This is a genomic window from Bacillus sp. FSL W8-0645 (assembly GCF_038007905.1).
Lineage (GTDB): Bacteria > Bacillota > Bacilli > Bacillales > Bacillaceae > Bacillus > Bacillus pumilus.
This window is the reverse complement of the sequence record NZ_JBBOYC010000001.1, coordinates 2,285,149-2,311,628: the sequence shown is the minus strand read 5'-3', so window position 1 is coordinate 2,311,628 and position 26,480 is coordinate 2,285,149. Positions and strand designations below refer to the sequence as shown.

Below are 26,480 nucleotides of genomic sequence, written 5' to 3'. Positions count from 1 at the left end.
AGTCGAGAGCATGGGCGTTGATGTAAACGTCATTTTTCAAATTGCGGGAGTAGGCATCGTTGTGGCATTCCTCCATACGATTTTAGATCAAATGGGGAAAAAGGAGTACGCTCAGTGGGTCACACTGCTTGGGTTTATCTACATTTTGTTTATGGTGGCAACCATTGTAGATGATTTGTTTAAAAAGATTAAAGCCGTATTTCTATTCCAAGGATAGGGGAGGGCTTACAAATCGACATCATACAAATTGTTGGACTTGGTTTAATCGCTACTTTTTTAGCATTAATTGTCAAAGAACAAAAGCCAACCTTCGCCTTTATGCTTGTTGTATTTACAGGGTGTGTGATCTTTCTTTATTTAATAGATCAAATCTATGCCATTATCTCGATGATAGAAAAAATTGCGGCAAGTGCCGGCGTCAATATGAATTATGTTGAAACCATTTTAAAAATTATTGGCATTGCCTATATTGCGGAATTCGGCGCCCAGCTGACAAAAGATGCTGGACAAGGCGCCATTGCATCAAAAATAGAGCTTGGCGGCAAAATTCTCATCTTGGTCATGGCAGTCCCCATTTTAACAGTCATCATTGAGACCATCTTAGGTATGATCCCGTCCATGACTTAATTGAAAAGAGGTGATGACAATGAAACGGGTGACAGCTGTTATGGGACTGATGCTTTTCTTCTGGCTGATCGCTCCGCACGCAGGCGCAGAAGAAAAAGAGCCTTTATCAAATGAAGCACCAGCAGCAGAAGAAGTGGCGACTGGACAGGCTGATGCACTTGAGCTTCATTCCATCAGTGACTTTTGGGAAACCATATTGGACGAGTATGGCGGCTTTCTGCCAGAAAGCCAAAAAGGAACAGTGAAGGAAATGATTGATGGCGATAAAGAGCTGTCTCCCCAGACATGGCTGAAAGCCTTTGTTCATTATCTTTTTCACGAGGTCATCGCAAACGGAAAGCTCCTTGGCACACTGATTTTACTCACCATCTTTTGTTCGCTTTTACAGCTTTTGCAGAATGCATTTGAACAAAGCACTGTCAGTAAAGTCGCATACGCACTTGTTTATATGGTGCTGATCATTATTGCACTCAACAGCTTTCATGTGGCGATTTCTTATGCAACAGAAGCCATTCAAACGATGACCAGTTTTATTCTTGCTCTTATTCCTCTGTTATTAGCACTGATTGCTTCATCAGGCGGGCTTGTCTCAGCCGGATTCTTTCATCCCGTTATTTTATTTTTAATGAATACGAGCGGCGTTTTTATTCAATATGTCGTTCTTCCGCTTATTTTTTTATCAGCGATATTGAGCATTGTCAGTACGCTGACTGAACAATACAAGGTTACCCAGCTTGCCCAGCTGTTAAGAAATGCGGCGATAGGCGGGTTAGCCGTTTTTTTAACTGTCTTTCTTGGCGTCATTTCTGTGCAAGGTGCATCTGCTGCGGTTACGGATGGTATCGCACTTCGTACAGCCAAATTTATTACCGGAAATTTCATCCCCGTCCTTGGCAGAATGTTTACAGATGCGACGGATACCGTCATCAGTGCCTCTGTATTACTTAAAAATACGGTCGGACTTGTTGGCGTCGCTATTCTCATTTCAATTGCCGCTTTCCCTGCGATTAAAGTGCTCTCGCTAGCCCTTATATATAAGCTTGCCGCAGCCGTTCTTCAACCATTAGGAGGCGGACCGATTATCAGCTGCCTTGATGTCATTTCTAAAAGTGTGCTTTATATCTTTGCTGCACTTGCTGTCGTGTCGCTCATGTTCTTTTTAAGCATTACCGTCATTATTACTGCTGGCAACCTGACCATGATGATGAAGTAAGGAGGGACACCTTTTGAGTTTTCTCACGGAATGGATCACAAGTATTATTCTCTTTATCTTATTTGCGATTGTCATTGATCTTCTACTTCCCAATTCAAGCATGCAAAAATATGCCAAAATGGTCGTCAGCCTCCTGTTGATTGTGGTGATGCTCAATCCGATTTTTGCTTTATTTCGGGCAGACCCTGACCAAATTTTCTCAGAATTGATAAAGGGAAAGGAAGAAGCACAGTCAGAAGAAATAAAAAATCAGATGAATTTAGAAAAAAAAGAAATACAAGCCTCTCAGCGTGCATATATTTTAAAGCAAATGGCTGTCCAACTAGAAAAAAGCGCAAAGGAGCCACTGGAGAAGGAGAGCTATGAAATGAAACACGTAGAAGTGCTGGCAGATGAAGAGCACCTGGATCAGAATATGGAGGCGGATCAATTTCGCATCAAAGCAGTTCTTTCCCCGCTCACAGGTGATGCTGTAGAAACGGTGGCAAAGGTGGACATTGATCTCTCCAGGCAAAAGGAGGAAAGCGCTGGATCTTCTAGCAAAGAGATCAAGAGGGTGAAAGAGACGCTTGCTGATGTTTGGAATACGAGTCCTGAGCACATTGCGCTGAACATTGAGGGAGGTGACGCAGCAGATCATGAATAACAAGGACTGGAAACAAAAGCTGAAATCATTCTTGCAGCCGCCTGAAAAAGGTGAAGGGAAACCAAAATTAACGAAGCACCATTACTTGCTGCTTGTATTCATCATCGGCGTATCTTTCATGTTAGTCAGTCAGATCTTGTCACCGCCATCAAGCAAAGAACAAGCTGCTGTTCCTGCTTCTAAAAAAACAACCTCACAAGAGCAGGAGGTATTCAAGCCGGCATCGTCAAGTAAATCAAAGAATTCGATTGAAGATGTGGAGCAAGAATACGAAAATCAGCTGAAAGAAATTTTAGAGACCATTATTGGCGTTGAGGATGTATCGATTGTGGTCAATGTAGACGCAACTTCTTTAAAAGTGTTTGAAAAAAACAAATCCAATAAAAGCACAACGACCGAAGAAACAGATAAAGAAGGCGGCGTGCGAAGTGTCACCGATCAAACAAAAGAAGAAGAAATCGTCATCATCAAAAATGGCAATGAAGAAACGCCAGTCGTGGTGCAAACGAAAAAACCAGATATTCGAGGTGTCCTCGTTGTTGCTCAAGGAGTAGACAACGTTCAAATAAAGAAAACCATCATTGAAGCGGTTACACGAGTGCTTGACGTACCGAGCCATAGAGTGGCTGTTGCCCCTAAAAAAATCAAGGAGGATTCGGAATGATGTTAAAAAAACAAACGGTTTGGCTATTAACGATGCTAAGTTTAGTTGTCGTCTTAAGTGTGTACTATATCATGTCTCCACAAGGTGAAAATGCAGTGACAGTAGAAGAGATGAAATCAAAAGGAACGGAAGAGAAAAAGACTGAACCAGAAAAAGGAATGGACAAAGGAACGGAAAAAGGAACGGAAAAAGGCGCTGATGAGAAGTCCACTGACAAAGAAACAAATGGTAAACAAGAGGATATCGAAACAAGCGGTGAAGAAGGAAAGGCTGTGTCAGAGCAAACAGACGATGAGCTTTTTACAACATACAGATTAGAGCTTGAAGATAAACGAAGCAAACAGCGTGAAGAGTTCAACGAAATCGTATCCAGTGATGATGCAACAGCACAAGAAAAAAGCGAAGCTTATGACCAAATGACAGCGCTTAGTGAAGCAGAAGGAACGGAGCGTCAGCTCGAAACCTTAATTAAAACAAAAGGTTATAAAGATGCGCTAGTGAGTGCAGAGGGAGATAAAGTGAGCATCACAGTTCGTTCTGACAAAAAATCAAAGTCCCAAGCGGCCGATATTATTGATATGGTCACAAAAGAAATGAGAGGTCTTGATAACGTAGCGGTCACTTTTGAGCCCTCCAATGAATAAAAAATGAACAGGCGCCCTTTGCCGTAAAGGGCGTTTTTTGATGCGGTTTGGCGCCCTCTTCAAGGTGCTCTCGCAAAGCGCTTCGCCACAATATTAGTTGAATTCATTGAAATCCTCCTGTAAGATGGTTATAGTATGTACTTTTAGTACTAGCCTATAAGAAAAAGATAAATCCATACATAGGGGTGCAAATCCATGTTAAAAATTGAAGAAATTCATGAACTGATTAAATTAATTGACGAATCAACAATTGATGAATTTACGTACGAAAACGAAGGTGCAAAAATCAAACTAAAGAAAAATAAAGAAGTCGTTCAGCAAGTAGCGGCACCAGTGGCTCCTGTCCAAGCAGCTCCAGCTCAACAAGCTCCTAAAGCACAAGCTCCAGCTCAGACCGAAGCCCCTGCACAAGAGGTAGCTGCGTCTGAAAATCTGCATAAAATCACATCCCCAATGGTTGGCACATTTTATGCTTCATCTTCACCAGAAGCAGATCCATATGTGACATCAGGTTCTAAGGTGAAGGAAAACACAGTTGTGTGCATCGTAGAAGCGATGAAACTGTTTAATGAAATCGAAGCAGAAGTAAAAGGTGAAATCGTCGAAGTATTAGCTGAGAACGGTCAGCTTGTAGAATTCGGACAACCCCTCTTTCTAGTGAAAGCAGAGTAAGGAGTACGATCATGATTAAAAAGCTATTAATTGCAAACAGAGGAGAAATCGCAGTTAGAATTATCCGCGCTTGTAAAGAGCTTGGAATTGAAACAGTTGCGGTATTTTCTGAAGCGGATCGCGATGCGCTTCATGTTCAAATGGCTGATGAAGCATATTGCATCGGACCGACTGCTTCAAAAGATAGTTATTTAAATGTCACGAATATTGTCAGTGTAGCCAAATTAACAGGGACAGATGCCATCCATCCAGGATACGGCTTCCTTGCTGAAAATGCAGACTTCGCAGAGCTTTGCGAGGAATGCAATGTCATCTTTGTTGGGCCAACTGCATCAGCGATTTCCAAAATGGGAACGAAAGATGTCGCAAGGGAAACAATGAAAGATGCTGGCGTTCCGATTGTTCCTGGTTCTCAAGGAATTGTAAAAGATCTTGATGATGCTGTTTCAACAGCAGCAAGTATTGGGTATCCTGTGATTATAAAAGCAACTGCCGGCGGCGGTGGTAAAGGAATCCGTGTGGCTCGTACCGAAGAAGAGCTCATTAACGGTGTCACCATCACGCAGCAGGAAGCAGCGCAAAACTTTGGTAACCCTGGCGTCTATTTAGAAAAGTTCATTGAAGACTTTAGACACGTGGAAATCCAAGTGCTTGCAGATCAGCATGGCAATACCATTCATTTAGGAGAGCGTGATTGCTCGATTCAAAGAAGAATGCAAAAGCTTCTTGAAGAAACGCCATCACCAGCGCTGAATGCAGACATCCGTGAGCAAATGGGTGAAGCAGCCGTAAAAGCTGCAGAAGCTGTTGAATACACTGGTGCTGGAACAGTCGAATTCATTTATGATTATAATGAAGAGAAGTTCTACTTCATGGAAATGAATACCCGTATTCAAGTAGAGCATCCTGTAACAGAAATGGTCACAGGTGTTGACTTGATCAAAGAACAAATTAAAGTCGCATCAGGTGAGAAGCTTTCTCTTACACAAGAGGATGTCGTATATGAAGGATGGGCAATCGAATGCCGTATTAATGCAGAGAACCCAGAGAAAAACTTCATGCCTTCAGCTGGTGAAATTAAAATGTATCTTCCGCCAGGCGGTCTAGGAGTACGTGTTGATTCTGCCGCTTATCCGGGCTATGTAATTCCGCCATATTACGATAGTATGATTGCAAAGGTGATCACATATGGTAAGACGAGAGAAGAAGCGATTGCGAGAATGAAACGCTCGCTTCAAGAGTTCGTCATTGAAGGAGTCTACACAACGATCCCATTCCATCTAAGATTGCTTGAGCATGAAACATTTGTGAGTGGTAATTTTAATACGAAGTTTTTAGAAACATACCAAATCATGAAATAATCACAGCTTTCGGAGGTGAATGTTCGTGTCAGATAACAATTTGCTTGAAATGAACCTTGATGAAGATCAATTGGGAAAAGTGCAAATTGCACCAGAAGTGATTGAGGTCATTGCTGGGATCGCCGCTTCAGAAGTCGAAGGCATTGCCGAAATGCGCGGCAATTTCGCTGCTGATGTAGCAGAACGCTTTGGTAAGAAAAATCACCGTAAAGGTGTGAAAGTAGATGTCTCTGATGAAGGCATCACAATCGATGTATATTGTGTGGTTGAATTTGGCCTATCCATTCCAAAGGTATCCACTGCTGTACAAGAAAATATCCGTCAAACTCTTTTGAACATGACTGCTTTAACGATTAATGAAATCAATATTCATGTCGTTGGTATTCAATTTGATACTAAAGCATCTGAGGCTGAAGTAGATCAAGAAATATAAAAAAAGAGTTCAAGTGAAACCAAGGAGGCATTGCCTCTTTGGTTTTTTAAAGCCCATTTTTGGGTCATTTCCGAATAATAATGATCTCACACGTGAATTGATTCGTTTTTCGTGACAGCTCGCATGGATCTTGGTGCGACCATGGTCAAAATATGTTATGATCTCTGTATGGCTTAACGACAAGCGGATAAAGTGGTTAAAGGAGTAAATAATGAAAAGAAGAACTGCAAGAGAAAAGGCGCTACAAACATTATTTCAAATTGATGTGAGCAATATTGATCCGAAAGAGGCCATTACACATGCGCTGGATGAACAAGAATCAGATCCTTTTTTTGAGGAGCTGGTTTTCGGTGTGCTTGAACAAAAGGACAAGCTCGATGACATGATTTCACAGCATTTAGTGAATTGGAAACTCGATCGTATTGCAAACGTAGACAGAGCCATTTTAAGGCTGTCTGTGTACGAGATGGTGTATCAAGAAGATATCCCGGTTAGTGTCTCAATGAATGAAGCGATTGAACTGGCCAAATTATTCGGTGACGATAAAGCATCGAAATTTGTAAATGGAGTACTTTCAAACATTAAAAACGACCTAAAGCAGCAATAGGAGGATTCGACATGACAGCAACAATCATCGATGGGAAAGAAACAGCAAAAGAAAAGCGTGAGCAATTAGCAAAAGAAGTAGAAGAGCTAAAACAAAAAGGTGTCACACCTGGTCTTGCCGTTATTCTAATCGGTGATGATCCGGCTTCACTTTCTTACGTACGCGGGAAGAAAAAAGCAGCAGAAGCAATGGGGATGCATTTCCAGCTAGATCATTTAGATGCTTCTTTAACAGAAGAAGCATTGCTTCAGCTGATTGATCAGTACAATGCGAACGATCAATTCCACGGGATTCTTGTTCAGCTTCCACTGCCAAAACATATTTCTGAAAAAGCCGTGATTGAACGTATTTCACCTGAAAAAGATGTTGATGGTTTCCATCCATTGAATATCGGGAAAATGCTCCTTGGGGAAGACACATTCCTTCCATGCACACCAGCAGGCATTGTTGAATTACTAAATAAAACGGGCGTCAGTCTTTCTGGAAAAGAAGTCGTTGTTGTCGGACGCAGCAATATTGTCGGTAAACCAGTAGGACAATTGCTGTTAAACGAAAACGCAACGGTTACTTATTGCCATTCAAGAACAACGAATATTTCAGAACATACGTTGAAAGCGGATATTTTAGTTGTTGCCGTCGGTCGAGCAAACTTTATTAAAGCTGACCAAATTAAAGAAGGCGCTATTGTGATCGATGTAGGAGTCAATCGTTTGGATACTGGAAAGCTTGTTGGAGATGTTGATTTTGAAGAGGCAAAAGAAAAAGCTTCTTATATCACACCAGTCCCTGGCGGAGTCGGTCCAATGACGATTACGATGCTTGCACATAATACGGTTAAATCAGCAAAACGTACATTAGCATAAGCTTTATCCATTCATCCACCTGCATGCTGCTGGTGGATGAATGTGCGTTTTTGAAGAGGAGGAATACGTCATGAGTGAAAAAGCCTTTGTGACGGTCACAGCCCTTACAAAATACATAAAAAGAAAATTTGATGTTGATCCGCATTTAGAAGATATTTGGATCAAAGGTGAGCTATCCAATGTCAAGATTCATTCAAGAGGACATGTGTACTTCACCTTAAAAGACGAAAACGCACGCATGCAAGCTGTCATGTTTCAGCGCTCTGCAGCGAAGCTGCCTTTTTCACCTAAGAGTGGAATGAAGGTGTTTGTACGCGGCGGAATTCAAGTCTATGAACCAAGCGGCAACTATCAATTATATGCAAAAGAAATGCAGCCTGATGGTGTTGGTGCTCTTCATCTCGCTTATGAAGAGCTGAAGAAAAAGCTAGCAAGTGAAGGCTTATTTGATGCGCGCTATAAAAAGCCAATCCCTGAATATCCAGAGGTTGTTGGTGTCATTACGTCTCCAACAGGAGCGGCTGTTCGAGATGTCATTACGACCATTAATCGGCGCTATCAGCAGGCCAAAATCATTGTGCTTCCGGCGCTCGTTCAAGGTGAGCATGCGACCCGTTCCATCGTAGAGCGAATTAAGGAAGCGAATGAAAAACAGCTCTGTGATGTCTTGATTGTCGGAAGAGGAGGCGGTTCGATTGAAGAGCTTTGGGCTTTTAATGAAGAAGCTGTCGCAAGAGCCATCTTCGCATCAGACATTCCAATCATATCTGCAGTTGGACACGAAACAGACTTTACGATCAGTGATTTCACTGCAGATATGAGAGCACCCACACCAACAGGAGCAGCCGAACTTGCTGTTCCAAGCACGACCGATTTAATTGAACGAATCAAATCAATCGATATACGGCTAACAAGAGCGGTAAAGAATCGAACCTCACAAGCGAAGGATCGTCTTGTGGCGCTGCAATCCTCTTATGCCTTCCGTTTTCCAAAACGATTACAGGAGCAAAAAGAGCAGCAATTCGATTTGGTATTTGACCGTTTTCAAAAACAGCTATCGAGGCAAATTGAGCTAAAACGCAGTCAGCTAGACCGCCAGACATACAGGCTGAAGCCGCTTCACCCTAAAGAGCAGCTGCTTCAAGCTAAAAAACGCCACGCCAATGAAACAGAACAGCTCGTTCGCAGTATGAATGTGCAAATGAAAACAATTCATTCGCAGTTCCAATCGGTTCTTGGTAAACTAAATGCATTAAATCCACTTCAAGTGATGGAAAGAGGCTACAGCTTAGCCTATAAAGAAGAAGAACTAATAAAAAGTGTGAACCAAGTAGAGCCGAAGGATCAGCTGACCATCACGATGAAGGATGGACGTCTGATTTGTGAGGTTATTGAGAAGGAGGGGCAATCAACATGACAGAATCCAATAAACCAAAAGAAGAACAAATGACATTTGAAGAGGCGATGAAAGGTCTTGAGGAGATTGTGGGAAAGCTCGAAGAAGGAGATGTACCACTTGAGCAGGCCATTCATTATTTCCAAGAAGGGATGACCCTTTCGAAGCTTTGTCATGAAAAATTACAGCATGTTGAAAAGCAAATGGATTTCATTTTAAAAGAGGACGGTGAGCTAGCTCCCTTCTCAGTGAAGGAGGCCGATGCTGGTGACAAGTAATTTAAATGAATTTTTAACAACACGAAAACAGGCCATTGAAGATTATTTATTTACATATGTTCAGGAATTGACGATTCCTGAAGACCTGAAATCTTCTATGCTCTATTCTCTTAAAGCGGGCGGGAAAAGGCTTCGACCTGTTCTCGTTCTTGCTCTTCTAAATGCCTACGGTAAAAACGAAGAAGACGGTATACCTGTCGGCTGTGCGGTTGAGATGATTCATACGTATTCATTGATACATGACGACCTTCCTTGCATGGACGACGATGACCTTCGCAGAGGAAAACCGACGAATCATAAAGTGTACGGAGAAGCAACAGCGGTTCTTGCAGGTGATGCCCTTTTAACAGAAAGCTTCCGCCTGATTACATCTCAGCTGTCTAGCGGCGTCTCAGCTGACAAAAAGCTCAGAATTGTGGATGAGCTTGTAAAGTCAGCAGGTGCACTAGGAATGGTTGGCGGTCAATTTGACGACATGGAAGCAGAGCAAAAACAAGTATCGCTTGCTGAACTAGAATCCATTCACGCCCGTAAAACAGGAAAGCTTCTCACATTCAGTGTCGCAGCAGGTGCAATGCTGGCAGGAGCATCAGATGACGATATCGAAAAGCTAAGGGAATTCAGCTATCATATTGGCATTGCGTTTCAAATCCGTGATGATATTTTAGATCTCGAAGGAAGCGAAGAAAAAATCGGAAAACGGGTCGGCTCTGATACAGCAAATGAAAAGTCGACATATCCTTCTTTATTAACGCTTTCAGGAGCAAAAGAAAAGCTGCATGAGCACATCACACGTGCAAAAGAAATTGTCTCAAATCTTCAATTAGAGCAGCAATTGCTGCATGATTTATGTGATCTAATTGCCTCAAGAGATCATTAAAAACAGCCTAGATTTGAGGGTCCTCGAGCAATTGTGGTAAACTGTAAACAGTTTATTATGATGAGACAACTCTTATTCCCTATTGGTTTTCAAAGGAATAAGGCATTATAGATGTATATAGAAATTTTGTTGAAAGCGAGTTGATCCTAATTGGATCTTTTATCAATAAAAAATCCAACGTTTCTAAAAGGAATGTCAAATGCAGAATTAGAGGAGCTTAGTGCTGACATTCGCATGTTTTTAATTGAGTCCTTAGCTAACTCTGGTGGGCATATCGGTCCGAACCTGGGAGTCGTTGAACTGACTGTTGCGCTTCATAAAGTATTTGACAGCCCAAAAGACAAATTCCTCTGGGATGTTGGACATCAGTCTTACGTTCATAAGCTGTTAACGGGAAGAGGATCGGAGTTTGATACACTTCGTCAATATAAAGGGCTTTGCGGTTTTCCTAAACGAAATGAAAGCGAGCATGATGTGTGGGAGACAGGTCACAGTTCAACCTCGTTATCTGGCGCGATGGGTATGGCGGCAGCGCGTGATATCAAAGGGACAGATGAATATATCCTGCCGATTATCGGAGATGGTGCACTAACCGGAGGTATGGCGCTAGAAGCTTTGAATCATATCGGTGATGAAAAGAAAGATATGATTGTCATATTAAACGACAATGAAATGAGTATTGCACCAAACGTCGGTGCGATTCACACAATGCTTGGCAGATTACGTACAGCTGGCAAATACCAATGGGTAAAAGACGAGCTTGAATATTTATTCAAGCGCATTCCAGCTGTTGGTGGTAAGCTTGCTGCCACAGCAGAGCGTATCAAAGACAGCCTCAAATATTTACTTGTATCTGGCATGTTTTTTGAGGAAATGGGATTTACCTACTTAGGTCCTGTCGACGGACATTCGTATGAAGATCTTTTTGAAAATCTTGAATATGCAAAGAAAACAAAAGGTCCTGTTCTTCTGCATGTCATCACGAAAAAAGGAAAAGGCTATCAGCCGGCAGAATCCGATAAAGTCGGGACTTGGCACGGTACGGGTCCATACAAAATTGATACAGGGGATTTTGTAAAACCGGCAGCAGCAGCTCCGTCTTGGAGTGGTCTCGTTAGTGAAACGGTCAGAAAGCTGGCACGGGAAGATGAGCGGATTGTTGCGATCACGCCTGCGATGCCTGTTGGTTCAAAGCTTGAAGGCTTTGCGAAGGAATTTCCAGAGCGGATGTTTGATGTAGGAATTGCTGAGCAGCATGCAGCCACAATGGCAGCTGGGCTTGCGACGCAGGACATGAAGCCATTTTTAGCGATTTATTCAACGTTCCTACAAAGAGCCTATGACCAAGTGCTACATGATATTTGTCGTCAGAACCTTAACGTATTTATTGGCATTGACCGTGCTGGACTTGTCGGTGCAGATGGAGAAACCCATCAAGGTGTGTTTGATATTGCCTTTATGCGTCATATGCCGAATATGGTACTCATGATGCCAAAAGATGAAAATGAAGGACAGCACATGGTCAATACAGCTATTCAGTACGATGACGGTCCTATTGCTATGCGCTTCCCGCGCGGTAATGGGCTTGGTGTCAAAATGGATGAACAGCTGAAAACCATTCCAATTGGGTCCTGGGAGATTCTTCGTCCAGGGAAGGATGCCGTGATTTTAACATTTGGTACGACGATTAAAATGGCACTCCAAGCAGCAGAAGAACTTCAAAAAGAAGGGAAATCGGTTCGTGTTGTCAATGCTCGTTTTATTAAGCCTCTTGATGAAGCGATGTTAAATGACATTTTTTCTGAAGGTATTCCGATTTTAACGATTGAAGAAGCTGTGCTCCAAGGCGGATTTGGCAGCAGCGTTTTAGAATATATACACGATAAGAAAGCATCTCATATTAAAGTAGAACGTATGGGCATTCCAGATGAATTTATTGAGCATGGAAGTGTTGATGCCCTGCTTGAAGAAATTGGTTTGACGAAAGCACAGGTTGCTGACACTTTACGTGACCTGCTTCCCGCAGCACCAAGAAAAGGAATTGGATCATGACATCAAAGAAAGAACGACTTGACGTTTTATTAGTTGAACAAGGACTAATGGAAACGAGAGAGAAAGCAAAGCGTGCCATTATGGCTGGGATCGTTTACTCAAATGAAAACCGTTTGGATAAACCAGGAGAGAAAATCGCTCGTGATACACCGCTCACTGTGAAAGGGAACCCTCTGAAATATGTGAGCCGCGGCGGATTAAAGCTGGAAAAAGCGCTAAAAGAATTCGACTTAACCGTTGAAGGAAAATTGCTAATTGATATCGGTTCATCAACAGGTGGATTTACAGATTGTGCGCTTCAAAATGGAGCGGTCAAATCATATGCTGTTGATGTTGGCTACAATCAGCTTGCGTGGAAATTAAGGCAGGATGACAGGGTCATCGTCATGGAGCGCACCAATTTCCGTCATTCCGTCCCAGCAGATTTTACTGAAGGATTGCCAGAAGTGGCGTCAATTGATGTCTCTTTTATTTCACTTAAGCTTATCCTGCCGGCTTTAAAGCACATTCTTGTCCCAGGCGGAGACTGTATTGCACTCGTCAAGCCTCAATTTGAAGCAGGCAGAGAGCTTGTTGGGAAAAAAGGCATCGTGCGAGATCCATCGGTCCACCTTGGTGTACTGGAAGAGATGAATCAATTTGCTGCAAAAGAAGGCTATGATGTGAAGGATGTATCATTTTCGCCTATTACTGGCGGAGACGGGAATATTGAGTTCCTTCTCCATTTAATGCTTCATCCCGATCGAGAAGAGAATGCGGCACTACCGATTTCAGAGCTTGAAAAGATCGTCAAGGAAGCCCATTCTGTATTGAAAGAAAAGAAAAACAGTCCTGAGCCGGCTGACACATGAGGTTGAAACAAAAGGAATAATAGCTCGCTATTATTCCTTTTAGATTGTTGGCAAAGGGCTAAAATGATCTTTATTTTAGCCCTTTGTCTTCTTTACAGCGTGATAGAAAACCTTTGAAGTCTAGGAAGGACGAGCATCGGAGAGGAGCGAATTTAACATTCGTGAGCACCGAAGCGCAGACCTGACACCGAATGCGAGGGTTTGTCTACACGCTGAAGGAATAATAGCTCGCTATTATTCCTTTTTACATGGTCAAAAGATGAGAATTGGCCGTTTCTCACGTAACGCTTGTTTTTTAAACTGTGATTCATATAACATAGAACGTAAAGACAAACTGAGATCAAACGCCTAGGGGGGTCAAAAATGACTAAAGGTCAAAGGCATATCAAGATTAGAGAAATCATCGCGAGCCAAGAGATTGAAACACAAGATGAACTAGTCGATATTTTAAAAGCCGATGGATATAACATTACACAAGCGACTGTTTCAAGAGATATTAAAGAATTGCATTTAGTGAAAGTGCCAACGAACAATGGAACATATAAATACAGCCTTCCTGCGGATCAGCGGTTTAATCCGCTGTCTAAACTAAAGCGATCCTTAATGGATGCATTTATTAAAATGGATGCTGCCAGTCATTTAATTGTCCTCAAAACCATGCCGGGTAATGCACAGGCGATTGGGGCTTTAATGGATAATTTAGATTGGGAAGAAATCATGGGAACCATTTGCGGAGATGACACCATTTTGATCATTTGCCGCACTCCAGATGATACGGAAACAGTTTCAAGCAAAATTTTAGAGCTTCTATAAAGAATCAGGTTTACAAAAAGAGGTGTCAAATGAGTGTTAGCAGAACTAACCATTAAAAACTTTGCAATCATTGAAGAGTTAACGGTTTCATTTGAAAAAGGACTCACAGTCCTAACAGGGGAAACAGGTGCAGGGAAATCTATCATGATTGACGCTGTCTCACTTCTTGTGGGAGGTAGAGGGTCGTCTGAATTTGTTCGTTATGGTGAGAAAAAGGCTGAGCTGGAGGGGCTTTTTCTTGTACCAGCAGCTGACCATCCTGTATTTGCTTTATGCGAAGATCAGGGAATTGACGCAACGGATGAAATGATGATTCTTCGCCGTGATATTAACAATAACGGGAAAAGCATTTGCCGTATCAATGGCAAGCTCGTTACAATCTCACTTTTACGCGAAGTAGGACGCCTTTTGCTCGATATACATGGACAGCACGATAACCAGTTATTGATGGAGGATGAAAATCATCTGCATTTACTCGATCAATTTGGAGCAGAAGAAATTGCACCTGCTTTGTCACAGTATCAAGAAGCATATGAGCAATATACAAAGACAGCCCAAAAGCTAAAACAGCTCTCTGAGAATGAGCAGGAAATGGTGCACCGGTTAGATTTACTGCAATTTCAGCTAGAAGAGATTGAAGCGGCACAATTAGAGCCGGGAGAAGATGAGAAGCTTCAAGAAGAGCGCCATCAGATCAGCAACTACGAAAAAATCTTTTCCTCACTCCAAAACGCCTATAATGCCTTGCGCAATGAGCAGGGGGGACTTGATTGGGTTGGTATGTCATCAAGCGAGCTCGAGCAGGTTTCTGAGATCAACGACGATCTGAAAAAGCTATCCGAACAAGTGTCGAACTCTTACTATTTATTAGAGGATTCGACGTTCCAAATCCGAAACATGCTGGATCAATTAGAGTTCGACCCAGCACGACTTGATTTTATTGAGTCTAGGCTGAATGAAATGAAGCAGTTAAAACGAAAGTACGGGACAACGGTTGAGGAAATTTTGGAGTATGCGGCGAAGATTGAAGAAGAAATCGATCAAATTCAAAATCGAGACAGTCACCTGCAGACGCTTAAAAACAAACTGGATGCAATGAGCCGTGACGCTCTGCTTGAAGCACTTAACGTTTCGGAGCTTCGTAAAAAATGGGCCAAAAAGCTAGCGAAGCAAATTCAAACAGAACTAAAGGATTTGTATATGGAGAAGTCAACGTTTGATACATCCTTTTCCATTCGGTATGCGCCTTTTAGCAGCACGGATAATCCGCTGCTAGATGGAAAGCCCGTCCAGCTTGGAAAAAACGGAATCGACCAAGCTCAATTTGTGATTTCTACTAATCCTGGCGAACCGATGAAATCTTTATCAAAAGTTGCCTCGGGTGGAGAAATTTCACGTGTTATGCTCGCCGTGAAAAGTATCTTCTCAGCCAAACAAGAAGTCACTTCCATTATTTTCGATGAGGTCGATACGGGCGTAAGCGGCAGAGTTGCACAGGCGATTGCCGAAAAAATCTACAAAGTGGCGGCTGGCTCACAAGTGCTCTGCATTACGCACCTCCCGCAAGTAGCAGCAATGGCTGACACGCACCTCTTCATTTCTAAACGCTCTAAAGCAGGCAGAACACTGACAAGCGTCAAACCATTAAGTCATGAAGAAAAAGTGAGTGAAATTGGCAGAATGATTGCGGGTGTGGAAGTCACTGAGCTGACAAAACAGCACGCAAAAGAATTGCTGCATCAAGCAAATGATGTCAAAACAACAGGGTAGCTGAAAAATCAGCTGCCTTTTTTATATTGTGTCAAAATCGCTGTATATACCCACGAAATCGTCTTTTTCTTTTATCAATTTATCCAATCATTTTCTATAGCTACCGGTTATAAATCAAAGCGAAGAAGGCAAAAGTAAAGATGTAGCCAAAACATGAGTGTTCTGGTGTGGGTAAGGAGCGAGGAGAGTGAAAAATGAATGCCCGAAAAGATGAGAAAAGCCATTGGTGTGATTCTCCTTGTTTCTTTAATCAGTACAGGGTTTATGAGCATAGTGAAGGAATACATCAGCATTCCAACAAATGTTGCTGTATTTGAAAAACAGAAGCACTCAATTGACACATCAATAGAAGCGTCAGCCAATGCTTCTTCACAAGCCTTTAGTCTTTCAGAGAAAAAGAATCAGCTTGAAGTAACAGGACAAAAGGCGGGAAAAGCCGAAATTGTTTATGATTTTAAAGGATTCCCTATTAAGAAAACAAAAGTCGACGTTCTCCCTGAATTAAAAGTCGTTCCTGGAGGACAATCCATTGGCGTCAAGCTCCACTCTGTAGGAGTTCTTGTTGTAGGTTTCCATCAAATCACAACAGCAGACGGCAAAAAATCACCAGGCGAAGCCGCAGGCATTCAATCAGGGGATATGATCATTGAAATCAATGGTCAAAAGATGGAGAAAATGAATGACCTCACCCCATTTATCCAGAAAGCAGGGAAAACAGGTGAAACGCTTCGTTTACTCATAAAAAGAGACCATAAAACCTTTCAAACAACATTAACACCCGCAAAAGATGCAAGTGAAGGCACCTATCTAATTGGTCTTTACATTCGAGATTCCGCAGCAGGAATTGGCACGATGACCTTCTTTGAACCATCTTCTAAAAAATATGGTGCCCTAGGGCATGTCATTTCTGACATGGATACAAAAAAACCAATTGTTGTCGACAATGGTGAAATTGTCAGATCAACCGTAACATCGATTGAAAAAGGCACAGGTGGCAATCCTGGAGAAAAATTGGCGAGATTCTCTTCCGAACGAAAAACGATCGGGGATATCTCCCGCAACAGCCCATTTGGTATCTTTGGTACGTTAACCGAAAAGCTTGAAAATCATGTATCAGACAAACCACTTCCAGTTGCTTTATCAAATGAAGTAAAAGAAGGTCCAGCAGAAATTTTAACCGTTGTGGATCATGATAAAGTGGAAAAGTTTGATATTAAAATCGTCAGCACGACTCCGCAGAAATTCCCGGCAACAAAAGGGATGGTATTGAAGGTAACAGATGAGCGTCTTTTAAGTAAAACGGGCGGTATCGTCCAAGGTATGAGTGGAAGCCCTATCATCCAAAACGGAAAAGTCATCGGTGCGGTCACTCACGTTTTCGTCAATGACCCGACAAGCGGCTACGGCGTACACATTGAATGGATGCTGTCAGAAGCAGGCATCGATCTTTATCAAAAAAACAAAAAAGCAAGCTGATCATCAAACTGCCGCGAATCTTCCGGCAGTTTTTTTCTCCCCTTTCTTTCTCTGCCATCATGTTATAAAATGAGGAAAAAGAGATTTTTCGACAAAATGGAAAATGGTATGTTGTCAAATTGCAATAATCGTCGATTCGTTAAGAAAAACGTAGAAAAAGCTAGATAATGCTCTATTATTCGGAAAATTAAAGTTTTTTAAAGGGGATAGCATGGTTTTGTCGAATTGAACACTCAGAAGAGAAATACAAAAGACTAAAGGAATCGACATTGGGGAGGAAAGAACGTGGAGAAAATTAAAGTGTGTGTAGCTGATGACAATCGAGAGCTTGTTGGCCTTTTGACAGAGTATATTGAGGGACAGGAAGATATGGAAGTGCTTGGCGTGGCGTATAATGGCCAGGAATGTCTGACATTATTTAAAGATAAAGAGCCCGACGTTCTCCTCTTAGATATTATCATGCCTCATTTAGATGGCCTTGCTGTACTGGAACGCCTCCGTGAAAACAATGACATGACCAAACAACCAAGTGTGATTATGCTAACGGCGTTTGGACAAGAAGATGTCACGAAAAAAGCAGTTGATTTGGGCGCATCTTATTTCATCTTAAAGCCATTTGATATGGAAAACCTAGTCGGTCATATTCGTCAAGTCAGTGGAAACGGCACACAAGTCACCCATCGATCTTCATCTATCCAAAACAGTGTCCTTCGAAACAAACCTGAACCGAAACGCAGAAACTTAGATGCGAGCATTACAACGATTATTCATGAGATTGGCGTCCCGGCTCATATTAAAGGTTACTTATACTTAAGAGAGGCCATTTCAATGGTGTACAATGACATCGAGCTTCTCGGAAGCATCACAAAAGTGTTGTATCCAGACATCGCGAAGAAATTTAACACGACCGCGAGCAGAGTAGAACGAGCGATTCGTCATGCGATTGAAGTGGCTTGGAGCAGAGGAAACATCGATTCCATTTCCTCACTCTTTGGTTATACAGTCAGCATGTCTAAAGCAAAACCAACCAATTCTGAATTTATCGCAATGGTAGCTGATCGTCTGCGCTTGGAGCATAGAGCAAGCTGATTTTGGGAAGTGAAAGGTTCTAATTTAACTTAAGGCATATATTGAATAAAATTTAAAAATAAAGCACTTTTTTCGGTAGCTAGTATGTTCTAGTCTTCCTAAAAGAGTGCTTTTTAAAAATTAATAACGTATAAATTTTTTAGTGAAATTATAATATTTTTTATTTGCTCATGAAGTTTCTTTAAAACAGGAATTTCCTCATAATTAATTCATCTCGAGGTGAAACACAATGTTTAATTGGAGAAATATCAAAGAAAACTTATTGTTAAAATTGAAAAAAAATTTTTTGCCGTCTAAAAATTTGTCATCCTTCTTGGCTCAATTACTTTTTTATCTGTTTTTTATTGGTTTTGTTCTTTATTGGATAATAATTCTGATGATTGACAAGTTTGGAATTTATGTAGGAGGTATAGAATGGATATCTTTGATTATGGTGCTCTTTACAAACACTTTCCATTTTTCTATCATGTTTTGGTTCCTTAAATTTTATAGAGATTGGAATTCGAAAAGAGATATTTTATTTATGGATCCTGATAATCAAGCTACATTTGCGCATAATTCGCCCCAAATTGATGAAATGATAAATGAGATTAAATCATATGAGGAATCAATATATAACTGGGCAAATGAAAAAAATGGAACTCCATTAGAAGAAGTAGAATATTTAAAAATATATTCTGAAATTGAGTCAGGAAAGAAGATACTAAAATTTCAATTTACATCAATTATTGTAGCGCTACTTGGGATATTAGGTAGTATCATAACCAATAAAGAGATAATAGAAGTTTGGACAAATAGGTATGGACTAATTCTGGAGTATGTGGATATTAAAATCGTTACTCTAATAGATATTGGAACAATTTTAATGGTAAGTATATTAATTATTAATACCTTGTTAATAACTTATCATAAAATAATTAGAAAAATTGAGCTCTACGAGAGATTATTGGATAGAGTCATTTTAAAATTTCAAAAAAAGAAAATGAATAACTAAAAATAAATTTCCTGAAAAATACTTTTTTGGGTGTTTTCTAGGAAAAAGGATTACATATTTACAGGTTGAAATATTTTGATTAAGTTTGACAACTCAGCTTGATTTATTTTCAGAATAAAATGAAAAATAAAGCATGAAAGAAATGGGTATGACATAAATTAGTGGTAATCAGCTACGCCAATCAATTGTTTGGTCTTCAAAATAGAAGAAGGAAACGCTCATTCGTAAGAAAAAGGATGAGAGGAAAAGGTCTGATGGATTTGGTAAATAAAGCAAATGAGATCGAAAGTTCTATTTCTATTGACCTGATTGGTTGGCGTTTTAAAGTCACTGGCTTCTTAGAGATTGTGCCATTTGAACTGAATATTCCCATTGTCGAATTTAATAATTTTCACATTCTTTTACTATGCTATAATAATGAAAAGAAGAGGGTGAGGTTATGGGAAAGCTGAAAATCCACTCTGCTGAGGTAGCGAACGAAATTAGCAAGTGGACGAGGGTCATTTCTCAAAATGACCTAGAAAAATCTGCTATCTATAAAGAGAAAATTCAGAATTTGCTAAAAAATACAGATGAAGACCGCGAAGTTCTCCTTTATTATCAGCTTGTTAATGGCCGACATGAAATGTTACTTGGAAATATTGAAAAAGCCAATCACATTATGAAGAGTGTCGGAACGCTTGATGAGAAAGTAGATGACATTATTAATTTTTATTTTTACTTTTACAAAGGCCAATATGCTGCATATGTGAAAAAGTATGATGAAGCCATCAGCTTTTACAAAATTGCAGAACAACGACTAAAACGTGTGAATGAGGACCTTGAAGTAGGAACTTTTCATCATAAGGTTGCTTCAATCTATTACGAACTGAAACAAAACTTCATCTCCATTAATCATATCAAAAAAGCCATCGATACGTTCAAAGCGCATGAAGAGTATACAGCGCAGGCGATTGACAGCTTGATTTTACATGCAAGTAATTGTATCGATTTGATCCAATTTGACGAAGCAGAGGAAAAATACCAAGAAGCACTTGAGAAAAGTAAACGCATTAACAATGAAGTGCTGATTGGGAAATGCTATCACAATTTAGCCGTTCTCTATTATGCGAAGCATGATTACGAAAAAAGCGCACAATATGCCAAAAAAGGGATGGGCATTCAAATGCACCGTGACAATAGCCATTATTACATCCAATCTTTATATGTTCTGGCAAATGCCTTGGTTCATCTAGGAAATCAAGAGGCGAAGGAATATATTAAAGAGGGCATTCAGTATAGCTGCGACATCCAAAATAATGAATATATAGTAAAATTTGAAATTTTAGATTTAATGTGCGAAAATAGTGGAGCAGCAGACGTATTCTCTGAAAAATTAGACTACATAGAAAAAAATAGATTATATGTGGAGCTTGAGGATTTGTCTGAACAAATATCGAAATACTTCAAGGAACGAAATGACTATCAAAATGCCATTCGTTTTCTTGAAAAGAAATTCGATGCACAAATACTTCAAAAGAAAGTGGAGGTTATCTTATGAAAAAGTTGTTGTTAGGTTTAACCGTCGTTACAGCAGTCGCAGTTGTTTCTTCCCTTTTTGCTCTTGACGCCGAGACGACAGAGCAAGCCATCAGAGCGATTACGTGATCGAATTTATACAGAACCTCTTCGTACGAATCAGAAGAGGTTTTTTTATGTGCTCAAACTGGAAAAATGAAAAGAGACACGTCATAATGAAAGGAAGCATCATACTTAGAGGTGACATATGACGAAAATTTTTGCACACAGAGGTTTTAAAGGAATCTACCCTGAAAATACCATGATAGCCTTTGAGCATGCACTCCATTCTGGAGCTGACGGAATTGAGCTGGATGTTCAGCTGACGAAAGATGGCAGGCTTGCTGTCATTCACGATGAGAAGCTGAACAGAACAACGAATATGAAAGGCTTAGTGAAAGACTATACATATGAAGAGTTAAAAGCAGGAGATGCGAGTCATTCTTTTTATGAAGAAACCGGTGCTGTATCCATTCCTCTTTTGGAGGAAGTATTGGAGCTCGTGACGCAGCAATCATCACTCATCATCAATATTGAACTGAAAAACTCCATTTATCGATATCCTGGTATTGAAGAGAAAGTAAAGGAGCAAATTGAACACTTTCAAATAGAAGATCGTGTACTTGTCTCATCGTTTCATCACGGCAGTTTAGCTCTTTTTCACAAGCTGATGCCCCATGTTGAGCTTGCTGTTCTCACAATGGATGTCATTCATCAGCCAGAGATGTACATAAAAACAGTACCTGCAAGAGGTTATCATCCGAATATAAAAGGCGCAGGGGTAACAAAAGAAGTTGTATCGGCTCTCCATGCCGCCCAGCAAGTCATCAGGCCATTTACAGTAAACAGTGAAAAACAAATGAAAAACATGTTTTCCTTAGGTGTCGACGGAATCTTCACTGATTTCCCTGATAGAGCCGTCAAAATAAGAGAAGAAATGAAATAAAGACCTGCGATCAATAGCGGGTCTTTTTTCATGTTTATCTCTGTTTAAAGCGGGTGGTCACTTTATTTCGTTTGCGGTCTCGATATAAAATAAAGCCAGCGACTACGTAAAGACCTCCCCCTAAAAAAAACAACCCTGCAATTCCTTGCAGCCATAAAAATGGAAATGGTGCAATGATGATACCGAAAACAGTGTCACGCAGCAGCTTAATCCCAAGTGCAGCAAGCGCGCCAGGTATTAAAATAATGACTAATGCAAGTATTCTCCCCATCAAATGTCCCCTTAAACGTCATTTGCTTCCATTGTCTAATTCAAAAAATATTTTGTCAAGAAAGGAAAACGTGGTAATATAAGAGTTGTGCAATTTTTTGCAACGGAAAAATATGGTGTGCAAATTTTTTCATATAAAGGGGTAACGGGATGCAGAGAGTCTTGATTGTCGGTGCAGGACAGGGTGGATCAGCATTGCTTGAAACACTGCTGAAAACAAATATGATTCAAATCGTTGCAATCGCCGACCTTGATCTTGGGGCACCGGGGATGGTAGAAGCGAAAAAGAATGGAATTGATACGACAACGGATTGGAAAGAATACATAAAAGATGACATTGATATCATCATTGAAACAACGGGCAGTTCAGCTGTGCTCAAAGAACTGATAGAAGAAAAAACAGAGCAGTCTGTCATTGTTCCAAGTTCAATGGCATACGTCATATCAGAATTAATGTCAGAAAAGCATCAGCTCATTCAAATATTAAAAGAACAAACCTATAAACATGACCGCATTTTTAATGCAACGAACGATGGCATGATTTTTATTAATATGGATGAGGAAATCGTTCTGTTTAATCGATCGGCTGCCAAAATGGTTGGACGTTCGCAAAAAGATGCGATTGGTCGGCACATACGTGAAGTGATCCCAAATACAAAACTCCCCGATATTTTAAGGTCGAGGGAGCCAGAATTTCATCAAAAACAATTTCTGAATCAGCAAATACAAATTGTCACAACGCGTTTGCCGATTATTGATGACGCAGGAAGAATGCTAGGCGCTCTATCCATTTTTAAAGATATTACAGATGCAGTGGAGCTTGCAGAAGAAGTCACAAACCTCAAAGAAGTGCGCACGATGCTTGAGGCTATCATTCAATCATCAGATGAAGCGATATCCGTCGTAGATGAGCAGGGGAAAGGAATTTTAATTAACCGAGCTTATACGAAAATGACGGGATTAACAGACAAAGAGGTTGTGGGCAAGCCTGCGGGTGCGGATATTTCTGAAGGGGAAAGCATGCATTTGAAGGTGCTTGAAACAAGAAGGCCGGTTCGAGGCGTCAGAATGAAAGTCGGACCTAATAAGAAGGATGTGATCGTCAACGTAGCGCCAGTGATTGTTGATGGTATTTTAAAAGGCAGTGTCGGCGTCATTCATGACGTATCAGAAATTCAATCACTCACGAATGAATTAAATAAAGCAAGACAGCTCATCCGGACACTTGAGGCAAAGTACACTTTTGAAGACATTATTGGAGAAAGTGAGCAAATGCTTGTGGCGCTTGAGCAGGCAAAGCTAGGGGCTAAAACACCAGCCACTATTTTACTCAGGGGAGAATCAGGTACTGGGAAAGAGCTATTTGCGCACGCTATACACAATGAAAGTGACCGAAAATATAATCGCTTCGTAAGAGTCAACTGTGCGGCCTTATCAGAATCCCTCTTAGAGTCAGAGCTTTTTGGCTACGAGGAAGGCGCATTTTCTGGTGCAAGGCGCGGCGGGAAGAAAGGGCTGTTTGAAGAAGCGAATCACGGCAGTATCTTTTTAGATGAAATTGGTGAAATGACGCCAAGTACACAAGCGAAATTATTACGCGTGATGCAGGAGAAAGAAATTGTTAGAGTAGGCGGAACAAAAGCGATACCAGTTGACGTGCGTGTGATTACCGCAACAAATGTCAATATTGAAAAAGCGATGTCGGAAGGAAAGTTCAGAGAGGACTTATATTATCGGATGAACAGATATCCGATTTCGATTCCGCCACTAAGGCAGCGACTTGAAGATATTGACTCCTTGAGCAAACGGCTTATTCAGAAAATCAATTTAGACTATGGTCGAAATGTGAGCGGCTTAACGGAAGGTGCGCTCGATAGACTTCGATCCTACAGCTGGCCTGGGAACGTAAGAGAACTGGAAAATGTCCTTGGACGAGCCATGATCTTTTTGAATCCGCAAGAAGAATGGATCGATGAAGATCATATTTCCTTCATGGAATCAGAAGAGCAGGAAGAAAAAGAGCAGCAGGAACTGGCTGTCAGTCAATTTGAGGGAGAAACCCTTTCGGATGCTGTTGAAGCGTTTGAAGCGCAGCTGATTAAACAAACCCTTGAAAAGCATCAATTCAACCGCACGAAAACAGCGAAAACGTTAGGGATTAGCATTCGAAATCTTTACTATAAAATGGATAAATATCAACTTGCAAAAGATAGCATGCAATAAAATGCACGTTACCTGCAAAAAGTTGCATACATTTCATGCGAAATGCCTTATTTCGCTGCGTTTCAAGCTGGCACAGAACTTGCATATGAAAACCATGAACCCGAGCATAAGGAAAGGTGGGCATATATGAAGCTTGACGATCTGATTATGAAAGCCGCCCAGCTGCAGAATAAAACTGCTGCTGTGGCTCATGCAGAAGACGAAGAAGTGCTTCATGCCATCAAGATGGCAATTGAACGAAAGGTCGCTCGCTTCCTGCTGGTTGGAAACAAACGTAACCTGAAGGAGCTGGTGAAACAGCATGAGATCAATGAAGACTGGATAGATATTATTCATTCGGATTCTCCTGAAGAATCAGCCAAAATTGCTGTGCAGGCAGTGAGTGAGAAGCATGCAGATATATTGATGAAGGGGCATGTCACGACAGCCGTTCTTTTAAAAGCGGTACTGAATAAAGAGTACGGGTTGCGGACGGCGAGTGTTCTATCACATGTCGCGGCATTCGAAGTGCCGGGCTTTGATCGTTTTATTTATGTCACGGATTCTGCGATGAACATCGCGCCCGATTTAAACATGTTCAAAGAGATTACGATCAATGCTGTTCAAGTAGCACAAGCTGTTGGCAACGACATGCCAAAGGTGGCCGTGTTATCTGCGGTAGAGGTCGTGAACCCGGCAATGGATTCCACTTTGACAGCGGCAAGCTTGGCGCAAATGAATAGGCGAGGTCAAATTTCTGGTTGCCTCATTGACGGGCCGCTTGCTTTAGACAATGCCATTTCTCAAACAGCAGCTTCTCATAAAAATATTACGAGTGATGTCGCCGGTCATGCAGATATTTTGCTTGTACCAACAATTGAAGCAGGGAACATTCTTTATAAATCTCTCATTTACTTTGCACATGCAAAGGTGGGAGCTGTGGTGGCAGGAGCGAAGGCACCGATTGCTTTAACAAGCCGGTCGGATACAGCCGAAAGTAAGCTTTATTCAATTGCACTTGCCATCTGTACATCAAATTAAGCGAAAGTCATAGGAGGAATAAACAATGGAACTTTTTAAATATATGGAACGATACGATTATGAGCAGCTAGTATTTTGTCAGGATGAACAATCTGGCTTAAAAGCGATTATTGCCATTCATGATACAACACTTGGCCCAGCACTAGGCGGGACAAGAATGTGGACGTATGAAAACGAAGAAGCAGCAATCGAAGATGCACTTCGTCTAGCAAGAGGGATGACTTATAAAAACGCAGCAGCAGGCCTGAATCTTGGCGGCGGGAAAACAGTCATCATCGGTGACCCGAGAAAAGATAAAAACGAAGAAATGTTCCGTGCGTTTGGCCGCTACATACAAGGATTAAATGGCCGCTATATCACAGCGGAGGATGTCGGTACAACGGTAGAAGACATGGATCTGATTCATGAAGAAACAGACTTTGTGACAGGTATTTCTCCTGCATTTGGTTCATCCGGAAACCCGTCTCCTGTTACGGCTTACGGTGTATATAAAGGGATGAAAGCCGCTGCCAAAGCTGCATTCGGTACCGATTCACTAGAAGGGAAAACGATTGCTGTCCAAGGTGTTGGGAATGTGGCCTACAATTTGTGTAAACATCTGAATGAAGAAGGCGCACAGCTGATTGTCACAGATATCAACAAAGACTCTGTAAAACGAGCTGTAGAAGACTTTGGCGCAAAAGCTGTAGATCCTGACGATATTTATGATCAAGCATGTGATATTTATGCCCCTTGTGCACTTGGTGCAACGATTAATGATGTAACGATTCCTAAGCTGAAAGCAAAGGTTATCGCAGGTGCAGCGAATAACCAGCTGAGAGAAACGCATCACGGCGATCTGATTCATGAAATGGGCATTGTGTATGCACCTGATTATGTGATCAATGCAGGCGGCGTGATTAACGTTGCTGATGAGCTTTATGGCTATAATGCAGATCGTGCGATGAAAAAGGTAGAAGGTATTTACCAAAACATTGAACGCGTGATTGAAATTTCAAACCGTGATGCCATTCCAACTTATAAAGCGGCAGACCGATTGGCGGAGGAGCGAATTGAAAGAATGCGCAAATCAAGAAGTCAATTCCTGCAAAATGGCCAACATATTTTAAGTCGTCGCTAATTTGAAGAATGAGTT

At 41.2% G+C, this 26,480-nt stretch carries 28 protein-coding genes; 27 read left to right on the top strand and 1 reads right to left on the bottom strand.

Features of this window, described 5'->3' with window-relative positions:
• The first annotated feature begins 10 nt into the window (after positions 1–10).
• The 24 genes from spoIIIAC (at position 11) to NST39_RS11680 (ending at position 21,832) form a co-directional block, all read left to right on the top strand.
• The gene (spoIIIAC, locus tag NST39_RS11795) at positions 11–217 is read left to right on the top strand and encodes a stage III sporulation protein AC (RefSeq protein WP_003153142.1); all 207 of its coding nucleotides are present in this window, start codon (positions 11–13) and stop codon (positions 215–217) included.
• Positions 214–627 carry a stage III sporulation protein AD gene (gene spoIIIAD / locus NST39_RS11790; RefSeq protein WP_268507988.1) on the top strand — a complete coding sequence of 138 codons (414 nt, stop codon included), beginning with the start codon at positions 214–216 and terminating at the stop codon, positions 625–627. Before spoIIIAC ends, spoIIIAD begins: the two co-directional genes overlap by 4 nt.
• Positions 628–646: 19 nt before the next feature.
• A complete protein-coding gene (gene spoIIIAE / locus NST39_RS11785; protein ID WP_341028536.1) occupies positions 647–1,840 on the top strand; it encodes a stage III sporulation protein AE in 1,194 nt (397 codons plus the stop codon).
• Positions 1,841–1,853: 13 nt separating this feature from the next.
• Positions 1,854–2,486: a stage III sporulation protein AF gene (gene spoIIIAF, locus NST39_RS11780; protein WP_044140990.1), complete on the top strand. Its 633-nt coding sequence runs from the start codon at positions 1,854–1,856 to the stop codon at positions 2,484–2,486.
• Positions 2,479–3,150, top strand: a complete 672-nt coding sequence (gene spoIIIAG, locus NST39_RS11775) for a stage III sporulation protein AG (protein WP_012010535.1) — start codon at positions 2,479–2,481, stop codon at positions 3,148–3,150. Before spoIIIAF ends, spoIIIAG begins: the two co-directional genes overlap by 8 nt.
• Positions 3,150–3,794, top strand: coding sequence for a SpoIIIAH-like family protein (locus tag NST39_RS11770; RefSeq protein WP_185108582.1), 645 nt, complete (start codon positions 3,150–3,152; stop codon positions 3,792–3,794). Before spoIIIAG ends, NST39_RS11770 begins: the two co-directional genes overlap by 1 nt.
• A gap of 195 nt (positions 3,795–3,989) precedes the next feature.
• Positions 3,990–4,466: an acetyl-CoA carboxylase biotin carboxyl carrier protein gene (accB, locus tag NST39_RS11765; RefSeq protein ID WP_044140993.1), complete on the top strand. Its 477-nt coding sequence runs from the start codon at positions 3,990–3,992 to the stop codon at positions 4,464–4,466.
• An 11-nt stretch (positions 4,467–4,477) separates the two neighbouring features.
• On the top strand, positions 4,478–5,827 hold the full coding sequence (gene accC, locus NST39_RS11760; protein ID WP_003215702.1) for an acetyl-CoA carboxylase biotin carboxylase subunit: 1,350 nt from the start codon (positions 4,478–4,480) through the stop codon (positions 5,825–5,827).
• A 25-nt stretch (positions 5,828–5,852) separates the two neighbouring features.
• Positions 5,853–6,260 carry an Asp23/Gls24 family envelope stress response protein gene (locus NST39_RS11755; RefSeq protein ID WP_065098385.1) on the top strand — a complete coding sequence of 136 codons (408 nt, stop codon included), beginning with the start codon at positions 5,853–5,855 and terminating at the stop codon, positions 6,258–6,260.
• A 211-nt stretch (positions 6,261–6,471) separates the two neighbouring features.
• The gene (gene nusB / locus NST39_RS11750; protein WP_003216031.1) at positions 6,472–6,867 is read left to right on the top strand and encodes a transcription antitermination factor NusB; all 396 of its coding nucleotides are present in this window, start codon (positions 6,472–6,474) and stop codon (positions 6,865–6,867) included.
• 11 nt (positions 6,868–6,878) lie between these two features.
• Positions 6,879–7,730 carry a bifunctional methylenetetrahydrofolate dehydrogenase/methenyltetrahydrofolate cyclohydrolase FolD gene (gene folD / locus NST39_RS11745; protein ID WP_065098384.1) on the top strand — a complete coding sequence of 284 codons (852 nt, stop codon included), beginning with the start codon at positions 6,879–6,881 and terminating at the stop codon, positions 7,728–7,730.
• A gap of 70 nt (positions 7,731–7,800) precedes the next feature.
• Positions 7,801–9,147, top strand: a complete 1,347-nt coding sequence (gene xseA, locus NST39_RS11740) for an exodeoxyribonuclease VII large subunit (RefSeq protein ID WP_341028534.1) — start codon at positions 7,801–7,803, stop codon at positions 9,145–9,147.
• Positions 9,144–9,404: an exodeoxyribonuclease VII small subunit gene (locus NST39_RS11735; protein ID WP_106029156.1), complete on the top strand. Its 261-nt coding sequence runs from the start codon at positions 9,144–9,146 to the stop codon at positions 9,402–9,404. Before xseA ends, NST39_RS11735 begins: the two co-directional genes overlap by 4 nt.
• A complete protein-coding gene (locus NST39_RS11730; RefSeq protein WP_221450765.1) occupies positions 9,388–10,284 on the top strand; it encodes a polyprenyl synthetase family protein in 897 nt (298 codons plus the stop codon). The genes NST39_RS11735 and NST39_RS11730 overlap by 17 nt, the downstream gene beginning before the upstream one ends.
• Positions 10,285–10,434: 150 nt before the next feature.
• A complete protein-coding gene (gene dxs, locus NST39_RS11725) occupies positions 10,435–12,336 on the top strand; it encodes a 1-deoxy-D-xylulose-5-phosphate synthase (protein ID WP_341028530.1) in 1,902 nt (633 codons plus the stop codon).
• Positions 12,333–13,187 carry a TlyA family RNA methyltransferase gene (locus NST39_RS11720; RefSeq protein ID WP_341028529.1) on the top strand — a complete coding sequence of 285 codons (855 nt, stop codon included), beginning with the start codon at positions 12,333–12,335 and terminating at the stop codon, positions 13,185–13,187. The genes dxs and NST39_RS11720 overlap by 4 nt, the downstream gene beginning before the upstream one ends.
• Before the next feature lie 363 nt (positions 13,188–13,550).
• Positions 13,551–14,000 carry a transcriptional regulator AhrC/ArgR gene (ahrC, locus tag NST39_RS11715; protein WP_012010523.1) on the top strand — a complete coding sequence of 150 codons (450 nt, stop codon included), beginning with the start codon at positions 13,551–13,553 and terminating at the stop codon, positions 13,998–14,000.
• Positions 14,001–14,033: 33 nt separating this feature from the next.
• On the top strand, positions 14,034–15,770 hold the full coding sequence (gene recN / locus NST39_RS11710) for a DNA repair protein RecN (protein WP_341028528.1): 1,737 nt from the start codon (positions 14,034–14,036) through the stop codon (positions 15,768–15,770).
• A 198-nt stretch (positions 15,771–15,968) separates the two neighbouring features.
• Positions 15,969–17,246, top strand: a complete 1,278-nt coding sequence (spoIVB, locus tag NST39_RS11705; protein WP_341028526.1) for a SpoIVB peptidase — start codon at positions 15,969–15,971, stop codon at positions 17,244–17,246.
• 285 nt (positions 17,247–17,531) lie between these two features.
• Positions 17,532–18,335 carry a sporulation transcription factor Spo0A gene (gene spo0A, locus NST39_RS11700; RefSeq protein ID WP_003215740.1) on the top strand — a complete coding sequence of 268 codons (804 nt, stop codon included), beginning with the start codon at positions 17,532–17,534 and terminating at the stop codon, positions 18,333–18,335.
• A gap of 229 nt (positions 18,336–18,564) precedes the next feature.
• Positions 18,565–19,329, top strand: coding sequence for a hypothetical protein (locus tag NST39_RS11695; protein WP_341028523.1), 765 nt, complete (start codon positions 18,565–18,567; stop codon positions 19,327–19,329).
• Positions 19,330–19,583: 254 nt separating this feature from the next.
• Entirely contained in the window at positions 19,584–19,781 is a 198-nt protein-coding gene (locus tag NST39_RS11690; RefSeq protein ID WP_034661994.1) for a hypothetical protein, read from the top strand.
• Positions 19,769–20,869: a Rap family tetratricopeptide repeat protein gene (locus NST39_RS11685; protein WP_044141003.1), complete on the top strand. Its 1,101-nt coding sequence runs from the start codon at positions 19,769–19,771 to the stop codon at positions 20,867–20,869. The genes NST39_RS11690 and NST39_RS11685 overlap by 13 nt, the downstream gene beginning before the upstream one ends.
• 225 nt (positions 20,870–21,094) lie before the next feature.
• A complete protein-coding gene (locus NST39_RS11680) occupies positions 21,095–21,832 on the top strand; it encodes a glycerophosphodiester phosphodiesterase (RefSeq protein WP_044141004.1) in 738 nt (245 codons plus the stop codon).
• Positions 21,833–21,866: 34 nt separating this feature from the next.
• On the opposite strand, the gene NST39_RS11675 is transcribed toward NST39_RS11680, so the two are convergent.
• On the bottom strand, positions 21,867–22,103 hold the full coding sequence (locus tag NST39_RS11675) for a DUF2627 domain-containing protein (RefSeq protein WP_050943781.1): 237 nt from the start codon (positions 22,101–22,103) through the stop codon (positions 21,867–21,869).
• Positions 22,104–22,252: 149 nt separating this feature from the next.
• Between NST39_RS11675 and NST39_RS11670 the strand changes: the two genes are divergently transcribed.
• From NST39_RS11670 to bcd, 3 genes are read left to right on the top strand one after another with little or no spacing between them, the layout of a single operon-like run.
• Positions 22,253–24,325, top strand: coding sequence for a sigma-54-dependent Fis family transcriptional regulator (locus NST39_RS11670; protein WP_341028520.1), 2,073 nt, complete (start codon positions 22,253–22,255; stop codon positions 24,323–24,325).
• A gap of 42 nt (positions 24,326–24,367) precedes the next feature.
• Positions 24,368–25,345: a phosphate butyryltransferase gene (yqiS, locus tag NST39_RS11665; protein WP_341028518.1), complete on the top strand. Its 978-nt coding sequence runs from the start codon at positions 24,368–24,370 to the stop codon at positions 25,343–25,345.
• A 25-nt stretch (positions 25,346–25,370) separates the two neighbouring features.
• Complete coding sequence (gene bcd, locus NST39_RS11660; RefSeq protein WP_044141009.1) at positions 25,371–26,465, top strand: branched-chain amino acid dehydrogenase; 1,095 nt, start codon at positions 25,371–25,373, stop codon at positions 26,463–26,465.
• Positions 26,466–26,480 lie beyond the last annotated feature (15 nt).